The organism is Pseudomonas syringae, from assembly GCF_021606685.1.
Classification (GTDB): Bacteria; Pseudomonadota; Gammaproteobacteria; order Pseudomonadales; family Pseudomonadaceae; genus Aquipseudomonas; species Aquipseudomonas syringae_R.
Genome location: NZ_WKCB01000067.1, coordinates 1 through 23,037, shown reverse-complemented (window position 1 = coordinate 23,037; position 23,037 = coordinate 1). Strand labels below are relative to the sequence as shown.

Annotated in this window: 20 protein-coding genes; 12 read left to right on the top strand and 8 right to left on the bottom strand. The window is 62.6% G+C overall.

Features of this window, described 5'->3' with window-relative positions:
• Window positions 1-80: 80 nt before the first annotated feature.
• From GIW02_RS21250 to bioB, 6 genes are all read right to left on the bottom strand, one after another.
• Window positions 81-362 (bottom strand): pyrroloquinoline quinone biosynthesis protein PqqE, encoded by a 282-nt coding sequence (locus GIW02_RS21250; RefSeq protein ID WP_116626708.1) that lies wholly within the window; start codon window positions 360-362, stop codon window positions 81-83.
• 105 nt (window positions 363-467) lie between these two features.
• Window positions 468-1,148: a dethiobiotin synthase gene (gene bioD, locus GIW02_RS21245; protein ID WP_236418541.1), complete on the bottom strand. Its 681-nt coding sequence runs from the start codon at window positions 1,146-1,148 to the stop codon at window positions 468-470.
• Window positions 1,145-1,957: a malonyl-ACP O-methyltransferase BioC gene (bioC, locus tag GIW02_RS21240; protein ID WP_236418539.1), complete on the bottom strand. Its 813-nt coding sequence runs from the start codon at window positions 1,955-1,957 to the stop codon at window positions 1,145-1,147. The genes bioD and bioC overlap by 4 nt, the downstream gene beginning before the upstream one ends.
• Window positions 1,950-2,681, bottom strand: coding sequence for an alpha/beta fold hydrolase (locus tag GIW02_RS21235; RefSeq protein ID WP_236418538.1), 732 nt, complete (start codon window positions 2,679-2,681; stop codon window positions 1,950-1,952). The genes bioC and GIW02_RS21235 overlap by 8 nt, the downstream gene beginning before the upstream one ends.
• The gene (gene bioF / locus GIW02_RS21230) at window positions 2,674-3,843 is read right to left on the bottom strand and encodes an 8-amino-7-oxononanoate synthase (protein WP_236422052.1); all 1,170 of its coding nucleotides are present in this window, start codon (window positions 3,841-3,843) and stop codon (window positions 2,674-2,676) included. The genes GIW02_RS21235 and bioF overlap by 8 nt, the downstream gene beginning before the upstream one ends.
• 79 nt (window positions 3,844-3,922) lie before the next feature.
• Window positions 3,923-4,978 carry a biotin synthase BioB gene (gene bioB / locus GIW02_RS21225; RefSeq protein ID WP_236419991.1) on the bottom strand — a complete coding sequence of 352 codons (1,056 nt, stop codon included), beginning with the start codon at window positions 4,976-4,978 and terminating at the stop codon, window positions 3,923-3,925.
• A gap of 92 nt (window positions 4,979-5,070) precedes the next feature.
• On the opposite strand from bioB, the gene GIW02_RS21220 reads away from it, so the two are divergent.
• From GIW02_RS21220 to rarD, 5 genes are all read left to right on the top strand, one after another.
• The gene (locus GIW02_RS21220; protein ID WP_236422051.1) at window positions 5,071-5,808 is read left to right on the top strand and encodes a ComF family protein; all 738 of its coding nucleotides are present in this window, start codon (window positions 5,071-5,073) and stop codon (window positions 5,806-5,808) included.
• 57 nt (window positions 5,809-5,865) lie between these two features.
• Window positions 5,866-6,630: a TOBE domain-containing protein gene (locus GIW02_RS21215; RefSeq protein WP_236416240.1), complete on the top strand. Its 765-nt coding sequence runs from the start codon at window positions 5,866-5,868 to the stop codon at window positions 6,628-6,630.
• Between the two features lie 79 nt (window positions 6,631-6,709).
• Window positions 6,710-8,608 carry a PhoX family protein gene (locus GIW02_RS21210; protein WP_236416238.1) on the top strand — a complete coding sequence of 633 codons (1,899 nt, stop codon included), beginning with the start codon at window positions 6,710-6,712 and terminating at the stop codon, window positions 8,606-8,608.
• 178 nt (window positions 8,609-8,786) lie between these two features.
• Entirely contained in the window at window positions 8,787-9,761 is a 975-nt protein-coding gene (locus GIW02_RS21205; protein ID WP_236422050.1) for a serine/threonine protein kinase, read from the top strand.
• Window positions 9,762-9,956: 195 nt separating this feature from the next.
• On the top strand, window positions 9,957-10,841 hold the full coding sequence (rarD, locus tag GIW02_RS21200; protein WP_236416234.1) for an EamA family transporter RarD: 885 nt from the start codon (window positions 9,957-9,959) through the stop codon (window positions 10,839-10,841).
• Between the two features lie 223 nt (window positions 10,842-11,064).
• Here the strand turns inward: rarD and GIW02_RS21195 are convergent, their stop codons facing one another.
• A complete protein-coding gene (locus GIW02_RS21195) occupies window positions 11,065-11,577 on the bottom strand; it encodes an ACT domain-containing protein (RefSeq protein ID WP_236416230.1) in 513 nt (170 codons plus the stop codon).
• Between the two features lie 267 nt (window positions 11,578-11,844).
• Between GIW02_RS21195 and GIW02_RS21190 the strand changes: the two genes are divergently transcribed.
• The gene (locus GIW02_RS21190; RefSeq protein ID WP_236416227.1) at window positions 11,845-14,022 is read left to right on the top strand and encodes a malate synthase G; all 2,178 of its coding nucleotides are present in this window, start codon (window positions 11,845-11,847) and stop codon (window positions 14,020-14,022) included.
• Window positions 14,023-14,197: 175 nt separating this feature from the next.
• On the opposite strand, the gene GIW02_RS21185 is transcribed toward GIW02_RS21190, so the two are convergent.
• Entirely contained in the window at window positions 14,198-14,644 is a 447-nt protein-coding gene (locus tag GIW02_RS21185) for a response regulator (protein WP_236416225.1), read from the bottom strand.
• A 245-nt stretch (window positions 14,645-14,889) separates the two neighbouring features.
• Between GIW02_RS21185 and GIW02_RS21180 the strand changes: the two genes are divergently transcribed.
• The 6 genes from GIW02_RS21180 to GIW02_RS21155 all read left to right on the top strand — a co-directional run bounded on the left by GIW02_RS21180 (window position 14,890) and on the right by GIW02_RS21155 (window position 22,924).
• Window positions 14,890-16,812, top strand: a complete 1,923-nt coding sequence (locus tag GIW02_RS21180) for a putative nucleotidyltransferase substrate binding domain-containing protein (protein ID WP_236422049.1) — start codon at window positions 14,890-14,892, stop codon at window positions 16,810-16,812.
• The gene (locus GIW02_RS21175; RefSeq protein WP_236416220.1) at window positions 16,809-17,516 is read left to right on the top strand and encodes a 3'-5' exonuclease; all 708 of its coding nucleotides are present in this window, start codon (window positions 16,809-16,811) and stop codon (window positions 17,514-17,516) included. Before GIW02_RS21180 ends, GIW02_RS21175 begins: the two co-directional genes overlap by 4 nt.
• Before the next feature lie 100 nt (window positions 17,517-17,616).
• Window positions 17,617-18,135: an RNA polymerase sigma factor gene (locus tag GIW02_RS21170; protein ID WP_236416217.1), complete on the top strand. Its 519-nt coding sequence runs from the start codon at window positions 17,617-17,619 to the stop codon at window positions 18,133-18,135.
• Window positions 18,132-19,100: a FecR family protein gene (locus GIW02_RS21165; RefSeq protein WP_236416215.1), complete on the top strand. Its 969-nt coding sequence runs from the start codon at window positions 18,132-18,134 to the stop codon at window positions 19,098-19,100. The genes GIW02_RS21170 and GIW02_RS21165 overlap by 4 nt, the downstream gene beginning before the upstream one ends.
• 218 nt (window positions 19,101-19,318) lie before the next feature.
• The gene (locus tag GIW02_RS21160) at window positions 19,319-21,757 is read left to right on the top strand and encodes a TonB-dependent siderophore receptor (protein WP_236416197.1); all 2,439 of its coding nucleotides are present in this window, start codon (window positions 19,319-19,321) and stop codon (window positions 21,755-21,757) included.
• 63 nt (window positions 21,758-21,820) lie between these two features.
• Window positions 21,821-22,924, top strand: a complete 1,104-nt coding sequence (locus GIW02_RS21155) for a PepSY-associated TM helix domain-containing protein (protein ID WP_236416194.1) — start codon at window positions 21,821-21,823, stop codon at window positions 22,922-22,924.
• The last annotated feature ends 113 nt before the right edge of the window (window positions 22,925-23,037 follow it).

Here is a 23,037-nt window from a genome sequence, read left to right as displayed (position 1 = left end):
CCACATCAAAGGATGTGTAGAAATTGATCAGGGTGAATGAATACAAATGTGGGAGGGGGCTTGCCCCCTCCCACATTTATTTAGGCGTAGGTATCGATCAACGTACCGAGCATTTCATCCGAGGCCTTGGCGACTTTGACGCCCAGCTCGACTTGAAACTTGCCTTCGGCCAGTTCCACCATATTGCTCGCAGAGTTGGTCGGCTGACCACGGTTGACCGCCTGCAGGCGATCATTCTGGGCGTCGGAAGGTTGGCTGGTGGCGGCACTGGCGATTTTGCCGGCGGCCTGGTCGACACGGTTCTGCCCGGTCTGAATGGTATTCAGCCCCGAATAAAACGCGCTGCTTCCAGAGATTTCCATGGCTAAGCCTGCCTTTACAGAATCGTGAACGCTGATTGAAGCAGACATCCGGGCAAAACACCCGTCAAAAACACTAATGGCATAGTGCCTTAGCGATAGCCAAAATCAGTCGAGCAGGTCCAGTTGCAGGTACTGCGCCACGGCTTCGGCCGAGGCGTGCTTGAGTTTCGGCACCCGTCCCAGGCAAGGCGCGGGCAACCGCTCGGCCAGGGTGGCGAGGTTTTCTTCCAGCCGCGAGGTCTTGGGGTCGATGATATTCGCCACCCAGCCCGCCAGGGGTAAACCGTCGCGGGCGATGGCTTCGGCGGTCAGCAAGGCGTGGCTGATGCAGCCCAGGCGCACGCCCACCACCAGGATCACCGGCAGTTGCAGCGCCATGGCCAGGTCCGACAGGTTGTCCTGATCGGCCAACGGCACACGCCAGCCGCCGGCGCCTTCGATCAAGGTGAAGTCGGCTTGGCGCGCCAGGATCTGCTGCATCGGCTTGAGCAACGATTGCACCGTCAGCGCAACACCCGCCTCCCGTGCCGCCAGATGGGGCGCGATAGCCGGTTCGAACGCGACCGGGTTGACCTCGGCATAGGAAAGCGGCAATGAGCATTCGGCCAACAACGCCAAGGCATCCGCGTTGCGCAACCCCTTGGGCGTTACCTGGCAGCCGGAGGCCACAGGTTTGCCGGCGGCGGTGCTTTTGCCGGCGTGGCGCGCGGCATGCAGCAGACCAGCGGCGATGGTGGTCTTGCCCACATCGGTGTCAGTGCCGGTGATGAAATACGCAGCGCTCATAGAGGTTTCTCCAGTACGGCATACACCACTTGGTAAGTGGCGGGCAGACCCTGGGCCTGACGGAACTGCTCGTAAGCGTCCACCAGTGCAACAATCCGCGCGCGCCCCGTCAAGCCACCCGGGCGACCGGGGTTGAGGTTGTGCGCGCCCAATGCCTTCAATTCGTGGGTCAGGCTGCGCACATCCGGGTAATGCAGCACGTGGGGCTGGCGCTCCAGGCTAAGCACGCGCAGGCCGCTGGCGGCGCACAGCTGTTGGTACGCCTCAAACGTGCGGAAGCGGTTGACGTGCACGTTGCCATCCACGGCGCGCCAGCTGTCGCGCAACTCCTGCAGAGTGCCGACGCACAGGCTCGCAAACGCCAACACGCCACCAGGCCGCAGCACGCGATAGGCCTCACTGAGCACCGCGTCGAAATTCGCGCACCACTGCACCGCCAGGCTGGAAAAGATCAGCCCGCAACTCGCATCGGCAAGCGGCAGGCGCTCGGCATCGCCCGCAATAAAATAGTCGGCGCCGCCCAAGGGCCGCGCGTGGTTCAGCATGCCCTCGGCGATATCCAGCGCCACCCCCTGGCTGCTCGGCAACAACTCGCCCAGCACACGGCTGAAATAACCGGTGCCGCAGCCCATATCCAACCAGCGTTGCGGCGTACTGGCCGCAGGCAGGCGGGACAGCAGCGCATGCCCCACCGCCCGTTGCAACTCGGCAACGCTGTCGTAACTGGCCGCCGCACGGGAAAAGGACGCCGCCACCTGGCGCTTGTCCGGCAAGCCACCTGGCAGGGGCGGCTGGGATAAATCAGTCATCGACACACTCATGCAAAAAAGCCTGGATAGCCCCCGCGACACCGTGGGGGTCCTCCAGAAGAAACGCGTGACCGGCCTGTTCAATCAGGCCGATTTCCACATCGGGAAGCAACGCCAGCAGGTCACTTGCCGCCTCGGCAGGCACCAGCCCGTCCATCCCGGCAAACAGATGCAACTGCGGGCCGCGATAGGCCAGCAGGGCGTCGCGAGTGTCCAGTTGCGCGAGCAGCTCAAGGCCGGTCATCAACACACTGGACGCTGTGTTCGGCGCCCCGCTGACCAACAGCCGCGCCAGCCCGCGCGGGTCCTCGGCGCCCTTGGCGCACAGCAGGCCGAAACGCTTGAGGGTGACTTGGGAGTCGGCATGGCAACCGGCGAGGAACGCATCGAAGGTTTCGGCAGGCATCGCGCTGGGCCAGCCGTCATGGGCAACAAAACACGGGTTGCTGGCCAGGGTCAGCAGGCCGCAACAGCGTTCGCCGCGCCGCGCCGCCAGCTCGGAGGCCAGCATACCGCCCAGGGACCAGCCGCCCAGCCAGGCGTTGTCGGGCAGCGTGGCGTCGAGTTCGTCGAGCCATTCATTCAGATCGCTGGAAGCCAGTACCGGCAAGGGTTCGATCTGCACCTGCAGGTGCTCGTCGAGGCCTTGCAGGGCGGCGGCCAATGGCTCCAGGGGCGACACGCCAAGGCCCCAGCCGGGCAGCAATATCAGTCGATCACGCATGGTCGGGCTCCAGGCGGAAACACGCTTCCAGTGCATTTAACAATAGCTGTACCTGCGCCGTGCTGTGCGCCGCCGTCAGGGTCACGCGCAAACGTGCACTGCCGGCGGGCACGGTTGGTGGCCGAATCGCAGTCACCATCAGCCCGCGCTCGCGCAGCCGCTGCGACAGGCGCACCGCCTTGGCGCTGTCGCCGATCAGGATCGGCTGGATCGGCGTAAAGCTGTCCATCAGGTCCAGCCCAAGCTGCTCGGCGCCTTGGCGGAACTGGCGGATCAAGCCGTTGAGGTGCTCGCGCCGCCACTGTTCGGTGCGCAACAGCTCCAGGCTCTTCAAGGTCGCGCAGGCCAGCGCCGGCGGTTGGCTGGTGGTGTAGATGTAGGGCCGGGCGAACTGGATCAGGCTTTCGATCAGGTCTTCACTGCCCGCCACAAACGCACCCGCCGTGCCGAATGCTTTGCCGAGGGTGCCGACCAGCACCGGCACCTCCTCCTGGCTCAGGCCGAAATGCTCGACGATCCCGCCGCCGTTGGCGCCCAATGGGCCGAAGCCGTGGGCGTCATCCACCATCAACCAGGCGCCTTTGGCCTTGGTTTCCCGGGCCAGGGCGGGCAAGTCTGCGAGGTCGCCGTCCATGCTGAACACGCCATCGGTGACCACCAGCGTATTGCCGGTGGCTTTCTCCAGGCGCTTGGCCAGGCTCGCGGCGTCGTTGTGCAGGTAGCGGTTGAAGCGTGCGCCGGACAGCAGCCCCGCATCCAGCAAGGAAGCATGGTTGAGACGGTCTTCGAGCACCGTATCGCCCTGCCCCACCAATGCCGTAACCGCACCGAGGTTGGCCATGTAGCCGGTGGTAAACAACAGCGCACGCGGGCGACCGGTGAGGTCGGCCAGGGCTTCTTCCAGCTCATGGTGCGGCGTGGCATGCCCGACCACCAGGTGCGAAGCGCCGCCGCCCACGCCCCAGCGCGACGCACCGGCGCGCCAGGCCTCGATCACCTGCGGGTGATTGGCCAGGCCCAGGTAGTCGTTATTGCAGAATGCCAGCAACGGCTGGCCGTCCACCACCACGTCCGGGCCTTGGGGGCTCTGGAGCAAGGGCCGTTGGCGATAAAGGTGTTCGGCACGGCGGGCAGCGAGGCGCGCGGCGAGATCGAAAGACATGCAGGCCTCGATTAAACAGGTTCAACTCGGTCAAAAAATATGGGAGGGGGCTTGCTCCCACATTTGAATTACATTTCAATCAGACGACAGCGTTATAGAACTGCTCGCTGCTCTTTTGCTCCACCAGCGCCTGCTCGATCGCCGCCTGGTGCACTTCATCGGCGTGTTCTTCACGGGCCTCGGGCAAAATCCCCAGGCGCGAGAACAATTGCATGTCCTTGTCGGCCTGCGGGTTGGCGGTGGTCAGCAGTTTGTCGCCGTAGAAGATCGAGTTGGCGCCGGCAAAGAACGCCAGGGCCTGCATCTGCTCGTTCATCGCTTCACGGCCGGCCGACAGGCGCACGTGGGATTGCGGCATCAGGATGCGCGCCACGGCCAGCATGCGGATGAAGTCGAACGGGTCGATGTCTTCGGCGTTTTCCAGCGGCGTACCGGCCACCTTCACCAGCATGTTGATCGGCACCGACTCCGGATGCTCTGGCAGGTTGGCCAGTTGGATCAGCAGGTTGGCGCGGTCGTCGAGGGACTCGCCCATGCCGAGGATGCCACCCGAGCAGATCTTCATCCCCGAATCGCGCACGTAGGCCAGGGTTTGCAGACGCTCGCTGTAGGTGCGAGTGGTGATGATGCTGGTGTAGAAATCCGGCGACGTGTCGAGGTTGTGGTTGTAGTAATCGAGGCCGGCCTGGGCCAGGGCCTCTGTCTGGTCCTGGTCGAGACGGCCGAGGGTCATGCAGGTTTCCAGGCCCATGGCCTTCACCCCTTTGACCATCTGCAGCACGTACGGCATGTCTTTGGCCGACGGGTGCTTCCAGGCGGCGCCCATGCAGAAGCGGGTCGAACCGATGGCCTTGGCGCGAGCGGCCTCTTCGAGGACCTTCTGCACTTCCATCAACTTCTCTTTTTCCAGGCCAGTGTTGTAGTGGCCCGACTGCGGACAATATTTGCAATCTTCCGGGCAAGCGCCGGTTTTGATCGACAGCAGCGTCGACACTTGCACACGGTTGGCGTCGAAATGCGCGCGGTGCACGGTCTGCGCCTGGAACAACAGGTCATTGAACGGCTGCACAAACAGCGCTTTGACTTCGGCTAAAGACCAATCGTGACGCAAAGTGGCGGTGGTGCTGGCGCTCATGGGCGATTCCTTGATTATGCTTGGGCAAGCGCTGCGGGAAGGGCAATACCCACAGACACGACACGGATGCTCGGCATATTTAAGGAAGATTCATGCACTGTCAACCTGACCGCAAACACGAAGTTTACATCTGGTTAAAAAACACTCAAATCTGTTTAATCTGTGATGAGCCGGCGCACAGCACCGAGTGTGTGTGCAGCGCCTGCGAAACCGAGCTGCCCTGGTTGCTGGAGCACTGCGCCGTCTGCGCCCTGCCCTTGCCCCTGCACGGGCTGATCTGCGGCCAGTGCCAGAAACACCCGCCCGCCTTTAAACAAGTGATCGCCCCGTGGACTTTCAGCTTTCCAGTCGACACGCTGATCACCCGCTTCAAGCATCAGGCGCGCTGGCCACTTGGGCATCTGCTCGGTCGTTTGCTCGGCCACCACCTGCGCCATCGTTTCGAAAACGCCGAGCTCACGCGCCCCGACTGCCTGCTGCCGGTGCCCATGGCCGCCAAACGTCTGCGCGAGCGCGGCTACAACCAGGCCCAGATGCTGGCGCGCTGGCTCAGCGACGACGTGGGCATCGCCATTGAAGAAGATCTTTTGTTACGCCCCTACGAAACCGTCGCGCAACAGGCCCTCGACGCCAAGACCCGTCAACGCAACCTGCGCAACGCCTTCGCCCTGGCACCCGGCGCGCCGGTGCAAGGGCGACACTTCGCGTTGGTGGACGACGTGCTCACCACCGGTGCCACCGCCCACAGCCTGGCGCGCCTGTTGATGGACGCCGGCGCGCGCCAGGTGGATGTGTATTGCCTGGCCCGCACCCCCAAACCCGGCGCCTGACTTGACTCCCATGCGCCAGGGCGGCAACGTCGGCGCATCCTATCGAAGCGTGCGCCCATGTCCCTGCCGACCTCTCTGAGCCAACACATCATCCGCCGCCCCCAGCGCATCGCCTTGCTGGGGCATATCGCCGAGCAAGGTTCCATTACCCGTGCGGCCAAAAGCGCCGGCCTGAGTTACAAGGCCGCGTGGGACGCCATCGATGAACTGAACAATCTGGCGCAAAAACCGCTGGTAGAGCGCAGCGTCGGCGGCAAGGGTGGGGGCGGCGCCAAGCTGACGCTCGAGGGTGAACGCGTGCTGCGCCTCTATCAGCGCCTGCAAGTGTTGCAAGCCGAGGTGCTGGGTTCGGATGAAGCCGCCAGCGACTTCAACCTGTTGGGCCGGTTGATGCTGCGCACCAGCGCGCGCAACCAGTTGCACGGCCAAGTGATTGCGATTGAAAGCAACGGCCGCAACGACCTGATCCGCCTGCAACTGGCGGGCGGGCTGACCCTGGACGCACAAATCACCCACGACAGCACCCAACGCCTGGAGCTGGAAATGGGTGTGGAAGTGGTCGCGCTGATCAAGGCGGGCTGGCTGGAGTTACTCACGCCGCAGGCCACCGCAACACCTGGACACAATTGCATGAGCGGCACCGTCGAAGCCATTCTTGCCGCCGACGACGGCCCCTGCGAAGTGCGCATCGCCCTGCCCAACGGCCCGGTGCTCTGCGCCCTGGCGCCACCCGACACGCTCAAGGGCTTGGGTATTGGTGAAGGCCAGACCCTCCAGGTGCAATTTGCACCAAGCAATGTGCTGCTCGGCACGCCCGCCTGAACGAGCTGCGCCATCTAACTGCAACAATTTCGTCACGCTCGCTCCTTATGGTGTCTGCAAAAACCGCAGGGAGCCTGAGATGAGCCTATTAGAAGAAAACCAAGCCACCGACCTCGAACAGATGGTCGGCCTCACCCGTCGCCGCTTCATCGGCGCCGGTGCCCTGTGCGGTGCCGCGATGTTCCTCGGCGGTAACCTGCTGACCCGCAGCGCGCTGGCCGTCAACGCTGCCACCGCCAGCCCGTTGCTGGGCTTTACCAGCATTGCCGCCGCCACCAGCGACGCCATCACCCTGCCGCCAGGCTACAGCGCCTCGGTGCTGATCAGTTGGGGCCAGCCACTTAGCCAGAGCGCGCCGGCCTTCGACCCGTCCGGCAAGGGTACGGCCGAGGCCCAGGAACAGCAGTTCGGTGACAACAACGACGGCATGAGCCTGTTCGCCTTCCCCGGCGATGACAACCGCGCGCTGATGGCGATCAACAACGAATACACCAACTACCGTTACCTCTACGCCCACGGCGGCGCGCCGCAATCGGCCGAAGACGTGCGCAAGGCCCAGGCCAGCGAGGGCGTGTCGGTGATCGAAGTGCGGCGCAACGGCGACACCTGGCAGTTCGTCCAGGACTCGCGCTACAACCGGCGCATCCACGGCAACTCGCCGATCCGCCTGAGCGGCCCTGCCGCCGGCCACGCCTGGCTGAAAACCAGCGCCGACAGCACCGGCAAGAACGCCCTGGGTACCTTCCAGAACTGCGCCAATGGCAAGACGCCATGGGGCACCTACCTCACTTGCGAAGAGAACTTCACCGACTGCTTCGGTAGCAGTAACCCACAGCAAACCTTTGACGCCGGGCAGAAGCGCTATGGCGTGGTGGCAGCCAGCAAAGAGATCAACTGGCACCCACACGACCCGCGCTTTGATATCGCGAAGAACCCCAACGAGCTGAACCGGCACGGCTGGGTGGTGGAAATCGACCCGTTCGACCCGCAGTCAGTACCCGCCAAACGCACCGCGCTCGGCCGCTTCAAGCACGAGAACGCGGCCCTGGCCGAAACCCGCGACGGCCGTGCCGTGGTGTACATGGGCGACGATGAACGGGGTGAGTTCATCTACAAGTTCGTCAGCCGCGACAAGATCGACCACAAGAACCCCAAGGCCAACAAAGACCTGCTCGACCACGGCACCTTGTACGTGGCGATTTTCGACGCGGGCGACGGCAACGCCGACCACCCCAAGGGCAAGGGCCACTGGGTCGAGCTGACCCACGGCAAGAACGGCATCGACGCCAGCACCGGCTTCGCCAGCCAGGCCGAAGTGCTGATCCACGCTCGCCTGGCCGCCAGCGTAGTGAAAGCCACACGCATGGACCGCCCGGAATGGATCGTGGTCAGCCCCACCGACGGCCAGGTCTACTGCACCCTGACCAATAACGCCAAGCGCGGTGAAGACGGCCAGCCGGTGGGCGGGCCCAACCCGCGCGAGAAAAACGTCTACGGCCAGATCCTGCGCTGGAAGGCGGACGCCGATAACCACGGCGCCACTGAGTTCACCTGGGACCTGTTTGTGGTGGCCGGCAACCCTGGCGTGCATGCCGGTACGCCGAAAGGCGGCTCGTCGAATATCAACCCGCAAAACATGTTCAACAGCCCCGACGGCCTGGGCTTCGACAAGGCTGGGCGCCTGTGGATTCTTACCGACGGCGACTACAGCAACGCGGGGGATTTCGCCGGAATGGGCAATAACCAGATGCTGTGCGCCGACCCGAGCACCGGGGAAATCCGGCGTTTCATGGTTGGGCCGGTGGCCTGCGAGGTCACGGGTATCAGCTTCTCGCCGGATCAGAAAACCCTGTTCGTGGGGATTCAGCACCCGGGCGAAACCGGCGGTTCGACCTGGCCGGAGCACCTGCCCAATGGCAAGCCGCGTTCGTCGGTGATGGCGATTCGGCGCGATGATGGTGGGATTGTCGGCGCCTGACAGGCCCCAATCGGGGGCAAGCCCGCTCCCACATTCGACCGCATTCCAAGATTGGAACTCGATCAAGTGTGGGAGGGGGCTTGCCCCCGATGAGGCCAGTACAGACACCACCTATCTATCGCCGTGTGCGTTACCATACCGAGCCGGACGCGGCGCCCTGCTGCGCGCAGGAGTTCGCATGGCCCATCCGTTTGAAACACTCACCCCAGACCTGGTACTCGACGCCGTCGAAAGCATCGGGTTTCTCAGCGATGCTCGCGTCCTGGCGCTCAACAGCTACGAAAACCGCGTGTATCAGGTGGGCATCGAAGACTCCGAACCGCTGATCGCCAAGTTCTACCGCCCCCAGCGCTGGACCAACGAGGCGATCCTCGAAGAACACCGCTTCACCTTCGAACTGGCCGAATGCGAAGTACCGGTGGTCGCACCGATGATTCACAACGGCGAAAGCCTGTTCGAACACCAAGGTTTCCGCTTCACCCTGTTCCCCCGCCGTGGCGGCCGTGCGCCAGAGCCTGGCAACCTCGATCAACTGTATCGCCTTGGGCAACTGCTCGGCCGCTTGCATGCCGTGGGCTCCACCCGCCCGTTCGAACACCGCGAAGCCTTGGGGGTGAAGAACTTCGGTCACGATTCCCTCAACACATTGTTGGAAGGCAACTTCATCCCCAAAAGCCTGTTGCCAGCCTACGAGTCCGTGGCCCGCGACCTGCTCAAGCGCGTGGAAGAGGTGTACAAGGCCACGCCGCACAAAAACATCCGTATGCACGGCGACTGCCACCCCGGCAACATGATGTGCCGCGACGAGATGTTCCACATCGTCGACCTGGACGACTGCCGCATGGGCCCGGCGGTGCAGGACCTGTGGATGATGCTCGCGGGCGATCGTCAGGAATGCCTCGGCCAACTGTCGGAACTGATGGACGGCTACCAGGAATTCCACGACTTCGACCCGCGCGAACTGGCGCTGATCGAACCGCTGCGCGCCTTGCGCCTGATGCACTACAGCGCCTGGCTGGCGCGGCGTTGGGATGACCCGGCGTTCCCCCACAGCTTCCCGTGGTTTGGCAGCGAGCGGTATTGGGGCGATCAGGTACTGGCATTGCGTGAGCAGCTTTCAGCCCTCAACGAAGAGCCGCTGAAACTCTTCTAACCGCTTCAGCTTTAAATGTGGGAGGGGGCTTGCCCCCGATAGCATTGTGTCAGCTAACAACAAGCCGACTGAAACACCGCCATCGGGCGCAAGCGCCCTCTCACACAAAGCAGACCTCATTGCTAAGCAGGTCCCATTGCCTGACAAATATCCTTACAATTGCGCTTTGTTAGCTGCCTAAGCAAGGATTCTGCAATGCACGCCGCCAACCCCCGCAAGGGGTACATCCTGGGCCTGAGCGCCTATATCACCTGGGGCCTGTTCCCGCTCTACTTCAAAGCCATCGCCAGCGTTCCCGCCGCCGAAATCATCGTGCACCGCGTGCTGTGGTCGGCGCTGTTCGGCGGTTTGCTGCTGATGGTGTGGAAGCACCCGGGCTGGTTCCGCGAGCTGTGTGATAACCCAAAACGCCTGGCGATCCTGGCCCTCAGCGGCTCGTTGATTGCCGCCAACTGGCTGACCTATGTGTGGTCGGTGAACAGCGGACGCATGCTGGAAGCCAGCCTGGGTTACTACATCAACCCGCTGGTGAATGTTTTGTTGGGCATGCTGATCCTCGGCGAACGCCTGCGTCGCTTGCAGTGGGTGGCTGTCGGGCTGGCCGCCGCCGGTGTGGCGCAACAGGTGTGGCAGGTGGGCAGCTTGCCGTGGGTGTCGCTGGTGCTGGCGCTGACCTTCGGTTTTTACGGCCTGATCCGCAAGCAGGCGCCGGTCAAGGCGCTGCCCGGGCTGGTGGTGGAAACCTGGATGCTGGTACCGATTGCTGTCGCGTGGCTTCTGTTCAACCCGTCAGCCCACAGTGCACAGATGGCGTTCTGGAGTACGTCCGAGGCTTGGTGGCTGGTGGCTGCCGGCCCGGTGACGCTGGTCCCGCTGGTGTGCTTCAACGCAGCCGCACGGCATTTGCCCTACACCGCGCTGGGCTTTTTGCAGTACGTCGCGCCGACGCTGGTGCTGCTGGAAGCGGTGCTGCTGTTCGGTGAGCACCTGGCGCAAAGCACGCTGATTGCCTTCGCCTTTATCTGGGCCGGCCTGGTGGTGTACAGCCTCGACGCCTGGCTGACCGTGCGCAAAAGCTGATCAAATAACGTACAAACCTCTGCGAGCCACAGCCTGCGTGGCTTGCAGACATCCACCCCAAGGTTATCCACAACCTGATCCCCGCCATTTGTGCACAAGCCCTTGAAACTGCTCGTTTTTTGCTCAGAAGGCGAAGAAGCCCGGCCGACGTGGCCTGGCGCTGGGTCTCTACAGGTTATCCACAGGCCCATGCAAGATTTCCATGCATAACCCTGTGGGCAGTTTATTCCTCGTGGTGCAGCTCCACCATCAAGTCATCGGCCAACGTTTCGAGAGACAGTTGCAAGGTATCCAGGGATAACGCTGCTGGCACCTGCAACAGCGCCTCGGCGGTAAACAACGGATCGCCGCTCATGGGCGCCGGGCGCACATCGGTGCTCAGGCTCGCCAGGTTCACGCCTTGCTTGCTCAGCAGCGCGGTAATCTCGCGCACGATACCCGCGCGATCATTGCCCACCAGCGTCATTGCAATCGATTTGGACGCCGACGCCTGGCCCGTGCTGCCCTCACCCACCAGCACGCGAATGCCATGTGTGGACAAGTCCTCCAACGCGCCGACCAGCGCCTGACGCTGTTCCGTCGGCACGCTGACCCGCAGGATCCCGGCAAACTGCCCGGCCATGTGCGCCATGCGGCTTTCCAGCCAGTTGCCGCCGTGAGCGGCAATGTTCTGCGCGATGCGTTCAACCAGGCCGGGTTTGTCGGCGGCGATAATAGTGAGTACAAGATGGTCCATGGCGATGCCCTCTGGAATTCAATCTATACGGTGGACTCGGCAGCCCTCGAAAACAAATCGTGTACCATTTTTATTTTTATCTGGAACAATCCAATAGTTTTTTGAGAACATCCCGTTCTCCGCTGTGACCGTACGACCAAAGTGGGTCGCTAAACGACGTATTTAGTCTAATTTTCACAACCGCAGGTCATCATGTAGTATGCCCAACCGTGCACTACATAATGAAAATCTGAAACAGCGCATAAGCTCCGCAGAGTGAGGCAAGCAATGACTGAACACGTTCAAGTCGGTGGCCTGCAGGTCGCCAAAGTCCTGTTCGACTTCGTGAACCACGAAGCCATTCCCGGTACCGGCATCACTGCCGACCAGTTCTGGGCCGGCGCCGACAAGGTCATCCACGACCTGGCACCCAAGAACAAAGCCCTACTCGCCAAACGCGACGACTTCCAGGCGCGGATCGACACCTGGCACCAGACCCATGCCGGCCAGGCCCACGACCCGGTGGCCTACAAAGCCTTCCTGCAAGACATCGGATACCTGCTGCCAGAAGCTGCAGATTTCCAGGCCTCGACCCAAAACGTCGATGACGAAATTGCCCGCATGGCCGGCCCGCAGCTGGTGGTGCCGGTGATGAACGCCCGCTTCGCCCTCAACGCCTCGAATGCGCGCTGGGGCTCGCTGTACGACGCACTGTATGGCACCGACGCCATCAGCGAAGCAGACGGCGCCGAGAAGGGCAAGGGGTACAACAAGGTGCGTGGCGACAAAGTCATCGCCTTTGCCCGCGCGTTCCTCGACGACGCCGCGCCGCTCAGCGCCGGCAGCCACGTCGACTCCACCGGTTACAAGGTCGTTGATGGCAAGCTGATCGTCAGCCTCAAGGGCGGCAGCAACAGCGGCCTGCGCGACGACGCCCAGTTGATCGGTTTCCAGGGCGACAGCGCCCAACCCATCGCGATCCTGCTGAAACACAACGGCCTGCATTTCGAAATCCAGATCGACGCCAGCACCCCGGTCGGCCAGACCGACGCCGCCGGCGTCAAAGACGTGCTGATGGAAGCCGCGCTGACCACCATCATGGACTGCGAAGACTCCGTCGCCGCTGTCGATGCCGATGACAAAGTGGTGATCTACCGCAACTGGCTCGGCCTGATGAAAGGCGACCTGGCCGAAGAAGTCGCCAAGGGCGGCAAGACCTTCACCCGCACCATGAACGCCGACCGCGTCTACACCGGTGTGAATGGCCAGAGCGTGACCCTGCACGGCCGCTCGCTGTTGTTCGTGCGCAACGTTGGTCACCTGATGACCATCGACGCGATCCTCGACAAAGACGGTAACGAAGTGCCGGAAGGCATCCTCGACGGCCTGCTCACCAGCCTCGCGGCGATCCACAGCCTCAACGGCACCAGCAGCCGCAAGAACAGCCGCACTGGTTCCGTGTACATCGTGAAACCCAAGATGCATGGCCCGGAAGAAGCCGCGTTCACCAACGAGCTGTTCGGCCGCATCGAAGACGTGCTGAACCTGCCGCGCAATACGCTGAAAGTCGGGATCATGGACGAGGAGCGCCGCACCACGGTCAACCTCAAGGCCTGCATCAAGGCGGCCAGCGAGCGCGTGGTGTTTATCAACACCGGTTTCCTCGACCGTACCGGCGACGAAATCCACACCTCCATGGAAGCCGGCGCGATGGTGCGCAAGGCCGCCATGAAGGCCGAGAAATGGATCGGCGCCTACGAGAACTGGAACGTCGATATTGGCTTGAGCACCGGCCTGCAAGGCCGTGCGCAAATCGGTAAAGGCATGTGGGCAATGCCCGACCTGATGGCGGCGATGCTCGAACAGAAAATCGCCCACCCACTGGCTGGCGCCAACACCGCCTGGGTGCCTTCGCCAACCGCCGCCGCGCTGCACGCGTTGCACTACCACAAGGTTGACGTATTTGCCCGCCAGGCCGAACTGGCCAAGCGCGAGCGCGCGTCGGTGGACGATATCCTGACGATTCCTCTGGCCAGCAACACCGATTGGTCTGACGAAGAAATCCGCAACGAACTGGACAACAACGCCCAGGGCATCCTCGGCTATGTGGTCCGCTGGATCGACCAGGGTGTCGGCTGTTCGAAGGTGCCGGATATCAACGATGTGGGCCTGATGGAAGACCGCGCGACCTTGCGTATCTCCAGCCAGCACATCGCCAACTGGCTGCGCCACGGCATCGTCACCGAAGCCCAGGTGCTGGAAAGCCTCAAGCGCATGGCGCCGGTGGTGGACCGTCAAAATGCCGGGGATGCGTTGTACCGCCCATTGGCTCCGGATTTCGATAGCAACATCGCGTTCCAGGCAGCGGTGGAGCTGGTGATTGAGGGGACCAAACAGCCCAACGGTTACACCGAGCCGGTGCTGCACCGTCGGCGTCGGGAGTTCAAGGCTAAAAACGGCCGGTAAATGAAAAAGCCCTGATCGAGAGATCAGGGCTTTTTCTTTGCAGTTGTGGTGGCTGGACTGGCCTCATCGGGAGCAAGCCCCCTCCCACCTTTAAACTACGCCGCGGTCAAAATGTGGGAGGGGCGGTGCGACGATTCGACTTGCTCCCGATGAGGCCCGCACATTCACCACAAAATCAGGAAGCCATCCCCAACTCGCGCTTGACCATCTTCGCCAACTTCACGCTATCAATCGGCTTGAGCAAAAAGTCCACCACGCTCAAATGCATCGCATCGATCACATCCGGCGCTTCAGCGTCCCCCGACATGATGATGATCGGCAACGCCGCCCGGGTGGAGCTGCGTACTTTGCGGATCAACTCCAGGCCGTTGCTCGGCGCCATGCGCAGGTCGGTGATCAGCAAACCGATGGAACTGCTGGAGCTCAACAGCTCCCAGGCTGACTTGCCGCTGTCGGCGGTCATGCAGCGAATACCATCCAGGCCCAGGATTTCCGCCAGCAGTTCACGCGCGTCCTTGTCGTCGTCAACAATCAACACGCGTTGTGGCGGTAAATCAGGTTCCAGCATCACGGCGCTCAGCGCCTCGCGCTCGGCATCACTCAAAATATCGTGGTCGGACATACGGTTCTCAGCAGTTCTCATCAATCTCCCAGCACACTCGTCAGACATCTGCGGAAGGGCGAACAATGTGCACTTCGTCGGAAAGTTTGCCTAGTGGGTGTTCTACGGGGTTTGGACGATAGTCATGTAAGGTTTTTCCTTAGTTTGCGGCGTTTTCATCGACCTAGACTTACGTCCAATGGGCACCCGCGCCGCAGGAGTTGACCATGCAGGACGATAACGACAAAAAAAACGCGGTCATTGTTATGAGTAAAGCTGATGCCTTCGCCCAGGCGGGGAAAACTGCTGTATTGCAAAACATCCACGGCACCTTGCAGTTCCTGCAACGCTTCCCGCCGTTCAACCAGATGGAGCAGGCACACCTCGCGTTTCTGGTCGAGCAGTGCCAACTGCGCTTTTTCGGCCCCGGCGAAAGTATTCTGAAACCGTCGGGCGGGCCGGTGGAGCACTTTTATATCGTCAAGCAGGGCCGGGTCGTCGGCGAACGACCGGACTCCACGCAAACCACGTTCGAAATCACCACCGGTGAATGCTTCCCCCTGGCGGCGCTATTGGGTGAGCGGGCGACCCGTACCGAGCACAAGGCGGCCGAAGACACCTTCTGCCTGCAACTGAACAAACCGGCATTTATCAAGCTGTTCGCACTCTCCAGCCCGTTTCGCGACTTTGCCCTGCGCGGTGTCAGCAGCCTGCTGGACCAGGTCAACCAGCAGGTGCAGCAAAAGGCCGTGGAAACCCTTGGCACTCAATATTCCCTGAACACCCGCCTCGGCGAATTGGCCATGCGCCACCCGGTCACCTGCAGCCCGCAAACCCCGCTGCGCGAGGCGGTGACGCTGATGCACGAGCAGCAAGTGGGCAGCATTGTGATTGTTGACGAACACAAGGCGCCCCTGGGGATTTTCACCCTGCGCGACCTGCGCCAGGTGGTGGCGGACGGCAGCAGCGATTTCACCCAGGCCATCGACGGCCATATGACCCAGGCGCCGTTCTTTCTGACCCCCGACCACAGCGCCTTCGACGCTGCCATCGCCATGACCGAGCGGCATATTGCCCACGTGTGCCTGGTCAAGGACCAGCGCCTGTGTGGCGTGGTGTCCGAGCGTGACCTGTTTTCCCTGCAACGGGTCGACCTGGTGCATCTGGCCCGCACCATCCGCAACGCGCCCCGGGTGGAGAACCTGGTGGCGCTGCGCGGCGAGATCGGCCAGTTGGTGGAACGCATGCTGGCCCATGGAGCATCGTCGACCCAGATCACCCACATCATCACGCTGCTCAACGATCACACCGTGTGCCGGGTGATCGAGCTGACGCTGGCCGAAAAAGGCGACCCGGGCGTGCCCTTCAGTTGGCTGTGTTTCGGCAGTGAGGGGCGACGTGAGCAGACGCTCTACACCGACCAGGACAACGGCATCCTGTTCGACGCCAAGGACGCTGTCGATGCCGCGATGATCCGTGGGCGTTTGTTGCCCCTGGCCCAGCAGATCAATCAGAGCCTGGCGTTGTGCGGCTTCAGCCTGTGCAAAGGCAACATCATGGCTGGCAACCCCGAGCTGTGCCTGTCGCGGGCCGAATGGGCGCGGCGGTTTGCGGCGTTTATCCGCGAGGCGACGCCGGAGAATCTGTTGGGGTCGAGCATCTATTTCGACCTGCGCGTGGTGTGGGGTGACGAACGTGGCTGCGAACAGCTGCGCCAGGGCATTCTGGATCAAGTCGGTGATAACCGCCTGTTCCAGCGCATGCTGGCCGAGAACGCCTTGCGCCAGCGCCCGCCCGTAGGACGCTTCCGTGAATTTGTGCTGACACGTAAAGGCGGCGAAAAAGCCACCCTTGACCTCAAGGTGCAGGGGCTCACCCCCTTTGTCGACGGCGCGCGGTTGCTGGCCCTGGCCAATGGCATCCACGCCAACAACACCCTGGAGCGCCTGCGCCAACTGGTGGTCATGGAAGTCATCGAGCCGCTGGACGGCGCTGCCTACGAGGAGGCTTACCACTTTATCCAGCAAACCCGCATGCAGCAGCATCAGTTGCAGACCCGCGAAAACCAGCCGTATTCCAATCGCGTCGACCCCGACAGCCTCAACCACCTCGACCGGCGCATCCTGCGTGAATCCCTGCGCCAGGCCCAGCGCCTGCAAAGCAGCCTGACCCTGCGGTATCAGCTGTGAGGCTGTTCGGCTGGCTGCGCGCCGCAAAACCCGGGCTCGATGCCGCCCAGCAACAGCGTATGGAGCAGTTGCCCAAGCCCGCCGCATTGGGCAATGGCGCTTTACACAGCCAGCGTTGGGTGGTGGTGGACCTGGAAACCAGCGGCCTGAACCTCAACCGCGACCAAGTGCTGTCCATCGGCGCAGTGGTGATCGAGGACGGCGCGGTGGACTTCTCCCAACTGTTCGAGCGCACCCTGCACCGAGCCGAAACCAAGCTCAGCCCGAGTGTGCTGATCCACGGCCTGGGCCCCAGCGCCATTGCCGCCGGCAGCGACCCGGTAGAGGCGCTGCTGGACTTCATGGCGTTTGTCGGCGACAGCCCGTTGCTTGCGTTTCATGCGCCGTTTGACCAACACATGCTGGGCCGGGCCCTCAAGGACAGCCTGGGTTACCGCCTGACGCATACCTTTCTGGATGTTGCCGACATCGCCCCGCTGCTGTGCCCCGAGGCGCCTATCCGCGAAGGCGGGTTGGACAACTGGATCGAGCACTTCAACCTGCAGGTGGGCGAACGCCATCACGCCAGCGCCGATGCCCTGGCAACGGCAGAGCTGATGCTTATCCTGTTCAGCCGCGCGCGCCAGCAGCACATCGACTCCCCGCAGGCGCTTCAAGAGCGCTTGAACCAATGGAAACGGCGCAAACAGGCGCCATCGTTTTAATCTCATCTCCCGACAGACGCCAATTGCGCCCTTACTGCGCCTCTGCGACAATCGCGAATAATTCTCGTTAGTTTAAACGTCTTGTCTATCCGGTGATGCCTTGTCGTCAGTCCAGAACCCACACAGTGAGCTTGTTGGCGCGTTGTATCGCGACCATCGTGGCTGGCTGCTGGCCTGGCTGCGGCGCAACGTGGCCTGCCCGAGCCGCGCCGAAGACCTGAGCCAGGACACCTTCATGCGCCTGCTGGGCCGTGACGAGCTGCGCGAACCCCGCGAGCCACGCGCGTTTCTGGTGGCCATCGCCAAGGGCTTGCTGTTCGACTACTTCCGCCGCGCCGCCCTCGAACAGGCCTACCTCACCGAACTGATGCTGATCCCGGAAAGCGAACACCCCTCGCCGGAAGAACAGCAACTGATCCTCGAAGACCTCAAGGCCATCGACCGCTTGCTCGGCAAGCTGTCGAGCAAGGCCCGCGCCGCGTTCCTGTATAACCGCCTCGACGGCCTGGGCCATGCGCAAATCGCCCAGCGCCTGGGCGTGTCCGTGCCGCGCGTGCGCCAGTACCTGGCCCAAGGCATCCGCCAGTGCTACATCGCGCTGTATGGCGAGCCGTCGTGAGCGTAGTCGGTTCCAAGCCAGTGTCGGCGCCAGTGCTGGATGCGGCGATTGCCTGGCAGTTGTCCCTCGATTCGGGCGACGGCAGCGCGATAGAACGCGAAGAGTTCGACAAATGGCTGGCCAGCAATGAAGAGCACGCGCGTGCGTGGCGTCAGCTGGGCATGCTCGACCAGCGTTTCAGCATGGCCTCGGGCCCCGCGCGGGTGGCGTTGCTGCAGTCGCGCGAAGGCATTCGCCAGCGTGTACGCAAGCTGGGCAGCGGCCTGGCAAGCATTGCGCTGGTGTGCGGCCTGGTCCTGTTCGCCGGCGAGCGCTACGTGCCGATCCACTATTGGCTGGCCGACCAACGCACCGCCACCGGTGAACAGCGCACCCTGAAGCTGGCGGATGGCACCCTGGTCAACCTCAATACCCACAGCGCCATCGACGTCCGGTTTGATGAAAATCGCCGCCTGATCGTGTTGCAGGAAGGCGAAATTCTTGTCGAAACCGGCCACAACGATGCGCGCCCGTTCTATGTGCAGACCCGCGACGGCAGCCTGCGGGCGCTGGGTACGCGGTTTATCGTCAAGCGCGAAGACGACGCCACGCGCCTGAGCGTGCTGCAATCGGCGGTGGGCGCGCAGCCCGAGGCGCTGGCGCAGGAACAGATCTTCAAGGAAGGGCAGCAAGTGCTGATGCGCAGCGACGGCCTCGGCCCACTGCTGGCCGTTACCCCCGCCACCGACGCCTGGACGCGCGGCATGCTGGTGGTCGACAACGCCCGCCTGGGCGATGTGGTGGCGGAACTCAGCCGCTACCGCACCGGTTATTTGGGTGTGGATAAACAGGTAGCCGACCTGCGCATCACCGGCAGTTTCCCGCTGCATGACACCACGTTGGCGCTGAATGCGCTGTTGCCGACGTTGCCGGTGCAGATTGAACAGCACACGCCGTGGTGGGTGACGGTCAAGGGGAAGCCTTAGGTTTTGGGGTGTCAGGCCTATAGCTATCGGGGGCAAGCCCCCTCCCACCTTTTTGACCGCACCGCCTGTCAAATGTGGGAGCGGGCTTGCCCCCGATGAGGCCCTAACAAACACCCCAAGGCCCCCAGGGCAAAAATATTTTCACCTTGCCCTATCACTTTTCAATTCTCGTTCGGCACATAGGCAATTGCGAATTACTTCCATTCAGGAGCCGCTCTATGTCCCGCACGCTAGACACCTTGTTGCGCCCCAGCCTGTTGGCTGTGGCCATTGCCCTCAGCGCCCCGCTGACCAGCCCGATGCTGATCGCCGCCGAGCAGGCTTCCAGCGTGCGCGCCTACAACCTGCCAGCCGGGCCATTGGCCAGTACCCTGAATCAGATCGCCAGCCAGGCCGGCCTGGCACTGACCCTCAACCCGGCGCTGGCGTCGGGCAAGACTTCCGCACCGGTGCAGGGCCAGTTCGACGCGCAGGGCGCGCTGCGTGAAGCATTGCGTGGCACCGGGTTGCAGTTGGAGCAGAGCAGCGCGGGGACTTACACCCTGGTGGCAATTGCGGACGGTGTCGTTGCGTTGCCGGAAACCAGCATCACGGGTCAAGGCAGCTATGAAAGCGCATGGGGCCCGGTGGACGGTTACATGGCAACCCGCACCGCCGCAGGCACCAAGACCGACACGCCGATTGCCGAGCTTCCTCGCTCGGTCACGGTCATCACGCGTAAACAGATGGAAGACCGCTCGGTCCTCAACCTTAACGATGCGCTGCGCTATACCGCTGGCGTGCAAAGCAGCGGCTACGGCTCCGACTCGCGCAGCGACTGGCTGCTGGTGCGCGGTTTTGTCCCGACTCAGTTCCTCGACGGCCTGCCATTGCCCAAGGGCAACTACGCCACGCCAAAAATCGACACCTGGAACCTGGAGCGTATTGCGGTACTGCGTGGCCCGGCGTCCTCGGTCTACGGGCAAACCCCACCTGGTGGTTTGCTGGACATGGTCAGCCGCCGCCCCCAGGCTGAACGTTCGAGCGAAATCGAAGTACAAGCCGGGAGCAATAACCACAAGCAGATCAACTTCGACACCACCGGCAAGATCGACGATGAAGGCCAGTTCCTCTACCGCGTCAGCGGCGTGGTGCGTGACAGCAACACCGCCGTGGACCACATCCCGGATAAACGCTACAACGTTGCGCCGAGCCTGACCTGGAATATCAACGACGACACCAAGCTGACGCTGCTGACCCAGTTCACCCGCGACGATACCGGCATCACCGGGCAGTTCCTGCCCCTGCAAGGCACCAAGCTGAGCTCACCGGCCGGCAAGATTTCTCACCACAAGAACCTGGGCGACCCGGACTGGGAATTCTATGACCGCACCTACTACGCGCTCGGCTACGCCTTTGAAACACGCCTGAACGATACTTGGCAGTTCCGTCAGAACGTGCGCTACACCAAGAACGACCTGGGCTTCCAGGGCATCACCGCCGGCGGCGCGTTCTTCCCCAACGGGCCTGATGTTGCCGTGGACGCCGATGGCAACGTCAGCCGTTCTGCCGGCAAGGTGGATGAAAACATCGGCCAGTTCGCCGTGGACAACAACTTCCAGGCCGACTTCCAGACCGGCGCCGTGAACCACACGCTGCTGCTGGGCCTCGACCACCAACGCTCCAACGCCGACGCGCGCTGGCTGTGGGGTTCGGCGGGCGTGCCGACCATCAACTTCAACCGTCCGGTGTACGGACAGGACTTCTCCAACGTCCAGTACTTCACCATGTACGACTACACCCAGAAGACCCAGCAGACCGGTCTGTACGTGCAGGACCAGATGGCCCTCGACAACTGGCGCCTGACCCTCGGTGGCCGTGAAGACTGGGTGCACACCGGCACCACGTTCCACAACGAGAACGACGCTACCAACACGCAGCGCGATAAACATTTCAGCGGCAATGCTGCGATCAGCTATGTGTTCGATAACGGCATCACGCCGTACCTGTCGTATGCCGAATCCTTCCAGGCGGGCTCCGGCACCCAGGTACTCAGCACCGGTGCGTTCAAGCCTACCGAAGGCAAACAATACGAGGCCGGTATCAAGTACCAGCCACCCGGCACCAAGACCTTGCTGACGGCGGCCGTGTTTGACCTGACCCAAGAGAACATGTCAGTCACTGAAGCCAACGTCACCCGTCAAGTCGGCGAGGTACGCGTGCGCGGCCTGGAGCTGGAAGCCAGCTCCGACGTCACCGAGAACCTCAAGCTGGTAGGTTCCTACACCTACAACGACAGTGAGATCACCAAAGGCCTTGCCGCCGAAAAAGGCAATCGCCTGAATCAACTGCCGCGCAACCAAGCCACCGCCTGGGCCGACTACACCTGGCACAGCGGCCTGCTCGACGGCTTTGGCGTAGGTGGCGGTGTGCGTTATGTGGGCGACACTTACGGCAACACCACCAATACCGACTGGGGCCATGTCGGCTCCTACACGGTGTACGACGCTTCGCTGCACTACGACCTCGGCCGTGTGAGCAACTCCATGAAAGGCGTGACCGTAGCCGTTGACGCCAAGAACATCTTCAACAAGGACTACCTATCCACCTGCGATGGCTTCTACTGCTACTACGGCGATCAGCGTAACGTGGTCGCCAGCGTGAACTACAAATTCTAAGACGGTACAAAACCGCTTACGAAGGGCCGCCTGAACCGCGGCCCTTTTGCCTTTGGAGCCGTGATGAAAAGCAAAACCATCCGCCGCTGGTCCTTCGTCCACACCTGGACCAGCCTGATCTGCACCGTGTTCCTGCTGATGCTCGCGCTCACCGGTCTGCCGTTGGTGTTTCACCACGAGATCGACCATCTGCTGGGGAACGAGCCTGAGCTGGCGCAGATGCCCGCCGATACGCCACACCTGAACCTTGAGCAACTGGTGGCCAAGGCACAGGCGCATCGCCCGGGCGAGGCCATGCAATACCTGGCCTGGGACGAGGACGACAAGAATGGCGTCATCGCAATCATGGCCGCCACGGCCGGTACCGAGCCGAACGCGTCCCACACGTTCATGCTGGACGCGCGCACCGGCGAATCGGTGGAGATGCCGTCGGCCAACGGCGGTTTCACCCTGTTCCTGCTGCGCCTGCATGTGGATATGTTTGCCGGGCTGCCGGGCAAGTTGCTGCTGGCGTTCATGGGCATTTTGTTTGTGGTCGCAATCATCTCGGGCACGGTGCTGTACTTGCCGTTTATGCGCCGGTTGAAATTCGCCACCGTGCGCCACGACAAATCCACCCGCCTGCGCTGGCTGGACCTGCATAACCTGATCGGCGTGGTGACCCTGACCTGGGCGCTGGTGGTCGGCGTGACCGGCGTGATCAGCGCCTGTGCCGACCTGATCATCGCCGCCTGGCGCCAGGACAGTCTCAGCGCGATGATCGAGCCGTACAAAAATGCCCCGCCGCTGGTTCAGCGCGCACCGGCGACCGAGCTGCTGAGCATCGCCGCCAATGCCGCACCCGGCATGCAGCCGGACTTCATCGCCTTCCCCGGCACGCGCTTTTCCAGTGAGCACCATTACGCGGTGTTCATGAAGGGCAGCACCCACCTGACCTCGCACCTGCTCACACCGGTGCTGATCGACGCCAGCACCCTGGCCGTCACCGCCATCGCCGAACGGCCGTGGTACATGGACGCCATGGGCATGTCCCAGCCGCTGCACTTTGGCGACTATGGCGGGATGCCGATGAAGATCCTGTGGGCGGTGCTGGATGTGCTGACCATCGTCGTGCTGGGCAGCGGGATTTACTTGTGGATCGTGCGGCGCAAGGCGGGCACGCCATGAAGCCGCGCCAGTCGAGTTTCTGGAAGGTGTTTGGGATTCCGCTGGGGATTGGCCTGCTCAGTGCGGCCGGGTTGTTTGCGGCGTTGCTGGGGGATGGGTGGTGGGATTCGTTG

What these genes read in the sequence shown, in the direction of transcription:
- GIW02_RS21250 (WP_116626708.1), bottom strand. Translation starts at nt 362, where the DNA reads ATGGAAATCTCTGGAAGCAGCGCGTTTTATTCGGGGCTGAATACCATT.
- bioD (WP_236418541.1), bottom strand. Translation starts at nt 1,148, where the DNA reads ATGAGCGCTGCGTATTTCATCACCGGCACTGACACCGATGTGGGCAAG.
- bioC (WP_236418539.1), bottom strand. Translation starts at nt 1,957, where the DNA reads ATGACTGATTTATCCCAGCCGCCCCTGCCAGGTGGCTTGCCGGACAAG.
- GIW02_RS21235 (WP_236418538.1), bottom strand. Translation starts at nt 2,681, where the DNA reads ATGCGTGATCGACTGATATTGCTGCCCGGCTGGGGCCTTGGCGTGTCG.
- bioF (WP_236422052.1), bottom strand. Translation starts at nt 3,843, where the DNA reads ATGTCTTTCGATCTCGCCGCGCGCCTCGCTGCCCGCCGTGCCGAACAC.
- bioB (WP_236419991.1), bottom strand. Translation starts at nt 4,978, where the DNA reads ATGAGCGCCAGCACCACCGCCACTTTGCGTCACGATTGGTCTTTAGCC.
- GIW02_RS21220 (WP_236422051.1), top strand. Translation starts at nt 5,071, where the DNA reads ATGCACTGTCAACCTGACCGCAAACACGAAGTTTACATCTGGTTAAAA.
- GIW02_RS21215 (WP_236416240.1), top strand. Translation starts at nt 5,866, where the DNA reads ATGTCCCTGCCGACCTCTCTGAGCCAACACATCATCCGCCGCCCCCAG.
- GIW02_RS21210 (WP_236416238.1), top strand. Translation starts at nt 6,710, where the DNA reads ATGAGCCTATTAGAAGAAAACCAAGCCACCGACCTCGAACAGATGGTC.
- GIW02_RS21205 (WP_236422050.1), top strand. Translation starts at nt 8,787, where the DNA reads ATGGCCCATCCGTTTGAAACACTCACCCCAGACCTGGTACTCGACGCC.
- rarD (WP_236416234.1), top strand. Translation starts at nt 9,957, where the DNA reads ATGCACGCCGCCAACCCCCGCAAGGGGTACATCCTGGGCCTGAGCGCC.
- GIW02_RS21195 (WP_236416230.1), bottom strand. Translation starts at nt 11,577, where the DNA reads ATGGACCATCTTGTACTCACTATTATCGCCGCCGACAAACCCGGCCTG.
- GIW02_RS21190 (WP_236416227.1), top strand. Translation starts at nt 11,845, where the DNA reads ATGACTGAACACGTTCAAGTCGGTGGCCTGCAGGTCGCCAAAGTCCTG.
- GIW02_RS21185 (WP_236416225.1), bottom strand. Translation starts at nt 14,644, where the DNA reads ATGTCCGACCACGATATTTTGAGTGATGCCGAGCGCGAGGCGCTGAGC.
- GIW02_RS21180 (WP_236422049.1), top strand. Translation starts at nt 14,890, where the DNA reads ATGAGTAAAGCTGATGCCTTCGCCCAGGCGGGGAAAACTGCTGTATTG.
- GIW02_RS21160 (WP_236416197.1), top strand. Translation starts at nt 19,319, where the DNA reads ATGTCCCGCACGCTAGACACCTTGTTGCGCCCCAGCCTGTTGGCTGTG.
- GIW02_RS21155 (WP_236416194.1), top strand. Translation starts at nt 21,821, where the DNA reads ATGAAAAGCAAAACCATCCGCCGCTGGTCCTTCGTCCACACCTGGACC.